This is a genomic window from Kocuria rosea, assembly GCF_023715525.1.
Taxonomy (GTDB): Bacteria; Actinomycetota; Actinomycetes; order Actinomycetales; family Micrococcaceae; genus Kocuria; species Kocuria rosea_A.
Window position 1 is genome coordinate 25315 of sequence record NZ_JAMBOG010000029.1, and the last position, 9370, is coordinate 34684.

General features: G+C 75.5%; 8 protein-coding genes. 1 reads left to right on the forward strand and 7 read right to left on the reverse strand.

What is annotated here, in order from left to right; genetic code table 11:
* Positions 1-96 precede the first annotated feature (96 nt).
* The 7 genes from pafA to M3185_RS15405 all read right to left on the reverse strand — a co-directional run bounded on the left by pafA (position 97) and on the right by M3185_RS15405 (position 8343).
* Positions 97-1539: a Pup--protein ligase gene (gene pafA / locus M3185_RS15375; RefSeq protein ID WP_251334557.1), complete on the reverse strand. Its 1443-nt coding sequence runs from the start codon at positions 1537-1539 to the stop codon at positions 97-99.
* Between the two features lie 5 nt (positions 1540-1544).
* Positions 1545-1754: a ubiquitin-like protein Pup gene (locus M3185_RS15380; RefSeq protein WP_251334558.1), complete on the reverse strand. Its 210-nt coding sequence runs from the start codon at positions 1752-1754 to the stop codon at positions 1545-1547.
* 62 nt (positions 1755-1816) lie between these two features.
* A complete protein-coding gene (dop, locus tag M3185_RS15385) occupies positions 1817-3454 on the reverse strand; it encodes a depupylase/deamidase Dop (RefSeq protein ID WP_285859971.1) in 1638 nt (545 codons plus the stop codon).
* Positions 3451-5208, reverse strand: coding sequence for a proteasome ATPase (gene arc / locus M3185_RS15390; protein ID WP_374238529.1), 1758 nt, complete (start codon positions 5206-5208; stop codon positions 3451-3453). Before arc ends, dop begins: the two co-directional genes overlap by 4 nt.
* Entirely contained in the window at positions 5205-6326 is a 1122-nt protein-coding gene (locus M3185_RS15395; RefSeq protein ID WP_251334559.1) for a tRNA (adenine-N1)-methyltransferase, read from the reverse strand. Before M3185_RS15395 ends, arc begins: the two co-directional genes overlap by 4 nt.
* A gap of 167 nt (positions 6327-6493) precedes the next feature.
* A complete protein-coding gene (locus M3185_RS15400; protein ID WP_251334560.1) occupies positions 6494-7627 on the reverse strand; it encodes a site-2 protease family protein in 1134 nt (377 codons plus the stop codon).
* Complete coding sequence (locus tag M3185_RS15405; RefSeq protein WP_251334561.1) at positions 7624-8343, reverse strand: HAD family hydrolase; 720 nt, start codon at positions 8341-8343, stop codon at positions 7624-7626. Before M3185_RS15405 ends, M3185_RS15400 begins: the two co-directional genes overlap by 4 nt.
* 83 nt (positions 8344-8426) lie before the next feature.
* Here M3185_RS15405 and M3185_RS15410 point away from each other — a divergent pair, with 83 nt between their 5' ends.
* Positions 8427-9326, forward strand: a complete 900-nt coding sequence (locus tag M3185_RS15410; protein WP_251334562.1) for a PAC2 family protein — start codon at positions 8427-8429, stop codon at positions 9324-9326.
* Positions 9327-9370 lie beyond the last annotated feature (44 nt).

The window sequence follows — 9370 nt, forward strand, 5'->3', positions numbered from 1 at the left end:
GGTCAGGAGCGGGAGGGACGGTCGGCACGGGCCGGAACCGCCCACCAGCCTAGACCAGGGCGCTGGACGTCGGCTGGACGGGGGCGCCGCAGCGCGTCAGAGCACGGGCGCGTCCCCGTGGGCGGGCCCGCCCTCCGGCGGGCGCAGGGCGGCCACGAGGGCGTCCGCCTCCGGGTTGCGGGTGGCGAAGGGGTCCTTGCACACGACGGCGCGCTGGGTCCGGTCGTTGACCTTCAGGTGCACCCAGTCGACGGTGTAGTTGTGCCCGGAGCCGACGACCGCGTCGATGAACCGCCCGCGCACCGCGGCGCGGGTGGCCGGGGGCGTGCCCACGGCCGCCTCGATGCGCCCGGGGTCCACGAAGGCCGCGGCGAGCCCGCGCCGCTGCAGCAGGTTGAACAGCCCCCGCTCGGGGGCGGTGTCGTGGTAGGCGAGGTCCAGCTGCGCCATCCGGGGGGCGGAGAGGTCGAGGCCGTGGCGGGCGGCGTAGCCGTCGAGCAGCTTGCGCTTGATCGCCCAGTCGATCTCGGTGTCGATGCCGGCGGTGTCCTGGCGGGCCACGGCCTCGAGCGTGCGCTCCCACAGGTCGAGGACCCACGGGACCCGGTCGTGGTGGGCGCCCTCGCGGTCCACGAACGCGCGCACGGACTCCAGGTGCTCGCGCTGGAGGTCGAGCGCCGAGCGGCGGGTGCCGTCGGCCAGCTCGACGGGGCGGGTGCCCGTGAGGTCGTGCGAGATCTCGCGCAGCGCGCGGACGGGGTCGACCATGGTGCGGTCGGGCAGGATCTGCCCGGCCTCGATCATCCGCAGCACGAGGTCGGTGGCCCCGACGCGCAGCGCGGTCGTGGTCTGGGACATCGTCGAGTCCCCCACGATGACGTGCAGCCGGCGGTAGTGCTCGGCGTCGGCGTGCGGCTCGTCCCGGGTGTTGATCAGGGGCCGGGAGCGGGTCGTGGCCGACGAGGAGCCCTCCCAGATGTGGTCCGCGCGCTGGGAGAACGAGTAGCTCGGGGCGCCGCTGCCGGCGCCGACCCGGACGGCCCCGAAGTCCTCTGGCCCCGCGGGGTGGACCTTGCCTGCCCCCACGAGCAGCTGGCGGGTGACGAGGAACGGGATGAGGATCGCGACGAGGCGGGCGAACTCGGTGCGGCGGGCGATCAGGTAGTTCTCGTGGGAGCCGAAGGAGTTGCCCTGCGAGTCCACGTTGTTCTTGAACAGGTAGACCTGCCCGGCCACGCCCTCGGCGGTGAGGGCCTCCTGGGTCTGCCGGCGGAGGTCCTCGATGATCAGCTCGCCGGCCTTGTCCTGGGCGACGACGTCCTCGAGGCTCGCGCACTCGGCGGTGGCGTACTCCGGGTGGGAGCCCACGTCGAGGTAGAGCCGTCCGCCGTTGGGCAGGAACACGTTCGAGGACCGGCCCCAGGCGACGACGGGGGCGAACAGCCTGCGGGCGGTCTCCTCCGGGGCGAGGGGGCGGGCGTCCGGGGCGCTGTGGGCGATGCCGAACTCGGTCTCGATGCCGTAGATCCTGCGGTCCATGGGGGCTACTGGCCGCCCTTCTGGACGAAGCCCTTGACGAACTCCTCGGCGTTGGACTCCAGGACCCCGTCGATCTCGGCGAGGAGGTCGTCGGTGGTGCTCGCGGTCGTCTGGCTCTGGGCGGACGGGGCGGCGGGCGCGGGGGCGGCGGGGTCGGGCAGCTCGGTCTCCTCGCGGCGCTGGGCGCCGGTGCCGAAGATGCGTTCCTGGGCCATGTCGGGGTTCCTCCTGGGTGCGGGGCGGACGGGACGGGGTGCGGGGGCGGGCGCCGGGGCGCTCAGCCGAGGGAGCCGGTGTGGACGAGGCCGGGACGGGCGGCGGCGAGGGCCCGGACGAGGTGCTCGGCGTCGGGGGCGGCGTCGAGTAGCGGGGCGACGTCGTCGCGGGTCAGCGCGAGCGGCTCGGGCATGGCGATCCGGGCGCCGCGGCGCACCCCGGGCAGGGACAGGGAGACGGAGTCCCAGTTGGCGGCCAGGACGTCGTCGGGGAAGCGGGTGACGAGGCGGCCGCGGAACCAGGCGCGGGTGTCCTCCGGGGGCGCGTCGACGGCGTGCGCCACCTCGTCGGCGCCGAAGAGGGTGCGCATCCGCCCCGCGGCGACGAGCCGGTGGTACAGGCCCTTCTCCGGGCGCACGTCGTGGTACTGCAGGTCGATCAGCGTCATGCGGGGGTCGTCCCAGGCGAGGCCGTCGCGCTCGCGGTAGCCCCGCAGCAGCGTGTACTTGGCGACCCAGTCGAGGCGGTCGGCCAGCGAGAGGGGATCGCGCTCGAGGGCGTCGAGGACCTCCTCCCACAGCTCGAGGACCTCGCGGGTCGCGGCGTCGGGCGCGCCGCCGGCGTGCTCGTGGGCGCGGGCGGCGTCGAGGTAGAGCCGCTGCAGCTGCACCCCGGTGAGCTGCCGGCCGTCGCGCAGCGCCACGGTGGCGCTGAGCCCCGGGTCGTGGCTGATGGCCTGCAGGGCGGCGACGGGGTCGGCGAGCGCGAGCTCCGGGGCGGCGCCGGCCTCGACGAGGCCCAGGACGAGGGAGGTGGTGCCGAACTTGAGCAGCCCGGCGGTGTGGGAGAGGTTGGCGTCGCCGATGATGACGTGCAGCCGGCGGTGGCGGTGGGCGTCGGCGTGCGGCTCGTCGCGGGTGTTGACCATCGGGCGGTGGACGGTGGTCTCGAGCCCGACCTCGCGCTCGAAGAAGTCGGCGCGCTGGGCGATCTGGAAGCCGGGACGCTGGCCCCGGTCCCCGAGGCCGACGCGGCCGGCCCCGCACATCACCTGGCGGGAGGCGAAGAAGGGCAGCAGGGCGGCGGCGAGCGCCGCGAAGGGCACGGAGCGGGGCACGAGGTAGTTCTCGTGGGCGCCGTAGGAGACGGACTTGTTGTCGGTGTTGTTCTTGTAGAGGCTCACGGCGGGCAGCCCGGTGGTCGGCTCGGCGGCGGCGACGGCGCGCACGGTGTCCGCGGCGACGCGGTCCCCGGCGGCGTCCCACAGCACGGCGTCGCGGGGGGTGGTGACCTCCGGGGAGGAGTACTCGGGGTGGGAGTGGTCCACGTAGAGGCGGGCGCCGTTGGGCAGGACGGTGTTCATCACGACCTGGCGCCAGTCCAGGGACTCGGCGTACAGGCCCGCGTCGTGCAGGGCCTCCGCGGCGATCTCCTCGGCGGTGAGGACGGGGGCGACGTCGGTGAGCTGGGACGGGTCCGCCTGCGCGCGCGGCAGGGTGAAGCCGCGGGCGTCCCGCAGGGGCGACTCGCCGTGGTAGTCCCAGCCCGCGGCGGCGTGCCGGGCGCCGAGACGGCGGCGGACGAGGGCGGCGTAGGTGGTGACGACCTGGGTGGAGAGCACCGTGGCGTTGGCGTGCGGGGCGCCGGGGGCGAGCACGCCGTACTCGGTCTCGGCGCCCATGACGCGGCGCACGGTCATGGCCGCTCCTGCCGGGGGCGCTCCCCCGGCCCGGCCGGGTGGGGGTTGCGGTGCAGGACGACGCGCAGGTCCGTGATGGTGTCCCCGCGGCGCCCCGAGATCCGGGCCCAGTCCTCGGGGTTGGTGGTGTTGGGCAGGTCCTGCTGCTCGTGGAACTCGTCGTCGACGGCGCGCACGAGGTGCTCCCGGGACAGCCCGCGCACCCCGGTGGTGAGCAGGTCCTTGATGGCCTGCTTCTTCGCCCGGTCCACGACGTTGCGGATGACCGCCCCGGAGGTGAAGTCGCTGAAGTAGAGGGTCTCCTCCGTGCCGTCGCGGTAGCTCAGGTGCAGGAACCGGGTCTGCGGGCTGCGCTCGTACATCCGGGTGACGGCGGCGTCCACGAGGGCGGCGACGGCGCCCGCGCGCCCGCCGGCGGCGTCAACCTCGGCCTGGCGCAGGGGCAGGGCCTCGGTGACGTAGAGGCCGAGGATCTCCCGGGCCCCGTCGGCGTCGGGGCGGTCGATGCGGATCTTCACGTCGAGGCGGCCCGGGCGCAGCACCGCCGGGTCGATCATGTCCTCGCGGTTGGTGGCGCCGATGACGATCACGTTGTCCAGCCGCTCCACGCCGTCGATCTCGGTGAGCAGCTGGGGCACGATGGTGGTCTCCACGTCGGAGGACAGCCCGGAGCCGCGCACGCGGAACAGGGAGTCCATCTCGTCGAAGAACACGACCACGGGGATGCCCTTGGCGGCCTGCTCGCGGGCGCGCAGGAAGATGGAGCGGATCTGCCGCTCGGTCTCCCCCACGTACTTGTCGAGCAGCTCGGGGCCCTTGATGTTGAGGAAGTAGCCCAGGGCCCGATCGCGCCCGGCCCGGTCGGCGGCGCGCTCGGCGAGGGAGCGGGCGACGGCCTTGGCGATGAGGGTCTTGCCGTTGCCGGGCGGGCCGTAGAGGAGGATGCCCTTGGGCGGGGTCAGGCCGTGCTCGCGGTACAGGTCCGGGTGCACGAAGGGCAGCTCGACGGCGTCGCGGATCTGCTCGATCTGGGGGCCCAGGCCGCCGATGTCGTCGTAGGAGACGGCGGGGACCTCCTCGAGCACGAGCTGCTCGACGTCGGTGCGCTCGATGGGCTCGAGGGCGAAGCCGGTGCGGTGGTCGATGGAGACCGCGTCCCCGATCTCGGGCCGGTGCCGGCGCAGCAGCCCGGACAGCAGCAGGACGCGCTCCTCGTCGGAGCGGCCCACGGTGAGCACCCGGTCGTGGTCGACGATCTCCTTGACGGTCGCGACCTCCCCGGTCTGCTCGTAGTCGAGCACGGCGCCGACCACGTAGTTCTGGTCCAGGAGCACCTGGCGGCCGGGCTCGCACGCGCCGAAGCTCACGAGCGGGCTGACGGCCACGCGCATCCTCCGCCCGGCGACGAGGACGTCGAGGGTGGGGTCGGTGACGGCGGGCCCGGCCCCGGTCGGCTCGCCCACGGGGGCGCGCCCGGGGTTGGCCTGCAGCACGGTGCCCTGGCTCAGGGGCGGGACGAGGTCGTTCTCGAGGGCGCGCTTGAGCTGGCGGATCTCGGTGCGGGTGGCGTCCAGCAGCCGGACGAGCTTCTGGTTCTGGGTGCCGGCGGCGGCCAGCTGCTTGTCGAGCCCGCGCTTCTGGTCGCGCAGGATGTTCACCTGGCGCTGGGCGTTGACCAGCGCCCGGCGGGCCTCCTCCGGGTCCGCGGGAGCGCCGGGGCCCGGGGCCGTCTGCGGGCGGGGGGTCTCCGTCACGGCCGCTCCTCCTCCGGGGCCTCCGGTCCCGTGCTCCCGGGGCTCGTGCCGTCCACCGGCGCCGTCCCGGCGGGCGCCCCGGGGCCGGCCGTGGCCGCGCGCGCGGCGAGCCCCAGGGCGTCGCGCGCCGCGCGGCGCAGCTTCTTGTCGGAGACGTCCCGCTCGCCCAGGGAGACGGGGGTCCAGGCGTCGAGGTCCTCCTGGCTGAACTCGGACTTCGAGGCCCGGCGCTTGGGGGCCAGCCGCTCGGAGCCGTCGGCGAGGCGGCGGGCGGAGACGAGGAAGCCGGTGTGGGCGACCATCCGGTGGTCGGGGCGCACCGCGAGGCCCTCGACGTGCCAGCCGCGCACCATCGTCTCCGAGGCCTCGGGCTCGGTGAACCGGCCGTCGGCGCGCATCGCCTCGGCGGTGCGGGAGAGCTGGGTGACGGTGGCGACGTAGCACATGACCACCCCGCCCGGGGTCAGGGCGGTGGCCACGGCGTCGAGGCACTCCCAGGGCGCGAGCATGTCGAGGACCACGCGGTCCACGGACCCGGGCTCCTCGTGGGCACCGAGCTCCTCGGCGAGGTCCCCGATGGTGATCTGCCACGCCGGGTGGGGGCCCCCGAACATGGTCTCGACGTTGCCGCGGGCGATGTCCGCGAACTCCGCCCGGCGCTCGAACGAGTGCAGGTGCCCCGCGTCGCCCACGGCCCGCAGCAGGGAGATGGACAGGGCGCCCGAGCCGACCCCGGCCTCGACCACCCGGGCGCCCGGGAAGATGTCGGCCATGGTGACGATCTGGCCCGCGTCCTTGGGGTAGACCACCGCGGCGCCGCGGGGCATGGAGAGCACGAAGTCCTTCAGCAGCGGGCGCAGCGCCTGGTAGCGGAAGCCGGCGGAGTTCTCCACCACGGTCCCCTCGGGCCGGCCGATGAGCTCGGCGTGCGGGAGCACGCCGCGGTGGGAGTGGAACTCGCCGTCGACCGCGAGCGTCACCGTGTTCATCCGCCCGCGCTCGTCGGTGAGCTGCACGCGCTCCCCGGCGCGGAAGGGGCCCCGCCGGTTGGCGGCCCCCCGCGGGGCGGCCGCGGGCGCGGCGGGCGTGGTGGCGGTCTGGTCAGCGGTTCCGGTCATCGGCTCACTTTCACGGGAGATCCTGGCGTGCTCTGGGACGGTCTGCGGGGTGCCGGCGGGGGGACTCCCCGGGGTGCGGTCCCGCGCAGGGCCGCACCGGTCACCCCCCATTGTGTCACCGCTGGACCACCGCCGCGTCCGGGCCGCCGCCGGGGTGCGGCCCGGGCTCAGCCGGCCAGGCGGCGTTCGAGGGCCGCGGTGCGCAGCACCCCCACGGGGGTGCCGTCGGCCCCGGTGACGACCCAGCGGGGGTGCCGGCTGCCGGCGACGGCCCGCAGCAGCGCCTCCTCCTGCAGCCCGCCGTCCAGCACGGCGTCCGCGGGCAGCCCGTGCAGCACGGCCGTGAGGGGGGTCTGCGCGCGGCGTTCGGCGGGCACGGCGTTGGCGGCGGCCGGCGCGAGCACCCCGACGGCCTCGCGGGCCGGGCCGAGAGCGACGACCTGGGGCACGGGCGTGCCGGGCGCGCGCTCGGCGAGCCAGCCGGCCACGACCCGGTCGGTGTGCTCGAGGGAGGCCCCGGCGGGCACCGCCACGGCGGGGTCGGCGAGCGCGGCGGCGCTGAGCCCGCGCACCCGCCCCAGGACGGCCGCGGCCCGCAGCGAGGCGGTGGCGCCCTGCCACATGAAGGCGGCGACGAGCACGACGAACAGCAGCGTGGTGGTCTGCTGCCACAGCCCCGTGACCGCGGTCCAGGCCACGAGCCCCACGGCGAGCAGCCGCCCGGCCCACGCCGCGACCAGGGTGCCGAGGAACTCCCGGCCGGTGAGCGCCCAGACGACGGCCTCGACCACGCGCCCGCCGTCGAGCGGCAGGCCCGGCAGGACGTTGAACACGCCCACGATGAGGTTCGCCCACGTGGTGAGGTCCAGCAGCACCCAGCCCAGGGTGGGCGCCGGGTCCCCGGTGCGCAGCGCCGCCCACCCGGCGAGGCCGAGGGCGAGGTTCACGGCGGGGCCCGCGAGGGAGACCACGGCGGAGGCCAGCGGGGCGTTGCGCACGTCCCCGAAGTGGGTGTGCCCGCCGAGCAGGGTCAGCACGATCCGCCCGGTGGGCCAGCCGAAGGCCCGGCCGGTCCAGGCGTGGGCGAGCTCGTGCAGGAGCACGGACAGGGCGAGGGTGAGGGCGAAGCCCAGGGACGCCGCATAGTTGAGCGCGCCCAGGTGCGGGTACTCGCGCATCAGCACGGGGGTGTAGAGGACCACGGTGACGGCGGCGATCACGAACCACGACCACGCCAGGGTGACGGGCACCCCGCCGATGCGGCCCAGGGAGATGCCCGCGGAGCGCTCCCGGGGGCTCATGCGGGCGTCCCGGCCACGAGCCGGCCGAGGTCCTCGGGACCGAGCCCGGCGAGGGTCGGGAGCACGAGGTCCGCCCCGGCGTCGTCGACGGGGACCATGTGGGGCACGGCGAGGGTGAACAGGCCGGCGGCGGTGGCCGAGCGGATGCCCGTGCGGGAGTCCTCCACGGCGAGCATCCGGGCGGGGTCCAGGGGCCGGCCCGCGTGCTCGGCGAGGCGGGCCGCGGCGATGCGGTAGGGGTCCGGGGCGGGCTTGGCGGGGTGGCCGAGGTCCCCGGTGACGACGACGTCGAACACGCCCGGCCCGCCGAAGGCCTCGACCACGACCTCGGCCAGGGGCGCCTCGCTGCTGGTGACCAGCGCCAGGGGCACGCCGCGCTCGTGCAGGGCGGCGACGAGCTCGGGCGCCCCGTCCCGGTAGACCATCCGCGCGCGGGCGCGCCCGGCCACGTCGGCGAGCAGCCGGTCGACGATCTCGCGGATCCCCAGCCGGGCCCCGGCGCGCTGCATCACGGCCGCGGCGTCCTCGAGGCCCCAGCCCACCGTGCCCCGGGAGTCGGCCTCGGTCCACGTCCCGCCGTGGGCGGTGACCAGCTCGATCTCGGCCTCGAACCAGTAGGGCTCGGTGTCCACGAGCGTGCCGTCCATGTCGAACAGCACGGCCGAGGGCAGCACGGCGGCGGGGCGGGGACGCAGGGCGGGCTCGGGACGGGGCATGGCCCCATCGTAGTGTCCGCAACACGCCCGGCCCGCCCGCGGGAGCCTCTTGCCGTGGGGGGCGCTGAGCGTAGGGTGGGAGCGTGAGCAACTTCGACGACGGGGCGTCCCCCGCACCCCAGCCCGGGCCCTTCGGCGTCGTCCGCGAGAGCGGCGACCCGGAGCGCGTGACCGTGCTCGTGGCCGCGTTCGAGGGCTGGAACGACGCCGGGGACGCCGCCACGGACGCCGTGCAGTTCCTGGCCGAGCACTTCGGCGCCAAGGACGTCTTCGAGGTCACCTCGGACGACTACTACGACTACCAGTTCTCCCGCCCCGTGGTGCGCCGCTCGGCGACCGGGGAGGCGAAGATCGCGTGGCCCACCACCCGGCTGTCGACCGCCTCCGTGCCCGGGACGAACCTGGACCTGGTGCTGCTCCACGGGTGGGAGCCGTCCTACCGGTGGCGCTCCTTCACCGCGGAGCTGCTCGAGCAGGCGACCCTGCTCGACGTGGACTTCGTGGTCATGGTCGGCGCGCTGCTCGCCGACGTCCCGCACACCCGGCCCATCCCGGTGACCAAGACCTCGGACACCGCGGAGCTGCAGGAGGAGCTGAACATCGACTCCTCCCAGTACGAGGGCCCCACGGGCATCGTCGGGGTGCTCTCCCACATGGCCTCCCTCGGCGGGTTCCCCACGGTGAGCCTGTGGGCGGCCGTGCCCCACTACGTCGCGCAGTCGCCCTCCCCCAAGGCCGAGCTGGCCCTGCTGCGCGAGCTCGAGGAGCTGCTGAGCGTCACCCTCCCGCTCGACGTGATCGCCGAGGACGCCGAGGCGTGGGAGCGCGGGGTCAACGAGCTCGCCGCCGACGACCCGGAGATCGCCGCCTACGTCCAGCAGCTCGAGGAGGCCAAGGACACCACCGACCTGCCCGAGGCCACCGGGGACGCGATCGCCAAGGAGTTCGAGCGCTACCTGCGCCGCCGCCGCGACGACAAGTGAGCGGGCGCCCCGGTCCGGGGCGCCCGCGCCCGGGGGCGGCCCCC

What these genes read in the sequence shown, in the direction of transcription:
- M3185_RS15395 (WP_251334559.1), bottom strand. Translation starts at nt 6,326, where the DNA reads ATGACCGGAACCGCTGACCAGACCGCCACCACGCCCGCCGCGCCCGCG.
- pafA (WP_251334557.1), bottom strand. Translation starts at nt 1,539, where the DNA reads ATGGACCGCAGGATCTACGGCATCGAGACCGAGTTCGGCATCGCCCAC.
- M3185_RS15400 (WP_251334560.1), bottom strand. Translation starts at nt 7,627, where the DNA reads ATGAGCCCCCGGGAGCGCTCCGCGGGCATCTCCCTGGGCCGCATCGGC.
- M3185_RS15380 (WP_251334558.1), bottom strand. Translation starts at nt 1,754, where the DNA reads ATGGCCCAGGAACGCATCTTCGGCACCGGCGCCCAGCGCCGCGAGGAG.
- M3185_RS15405 (WP_251334561.1), bottom strand. Translation starts at nt 8,343, where the DNA reads ATGCCCCGTCCCGAGCCCGCCCTGCGTCCCCGCCCCGCCGCCGTGCTG.
- dop (WP_285859971.1), bottom strand. Translation starts at nt 3,454, where the DNA reads ATGACCGTGCGCCGCGTCATGGGCGCCGAGACCGAGTACGGCGTGCTC.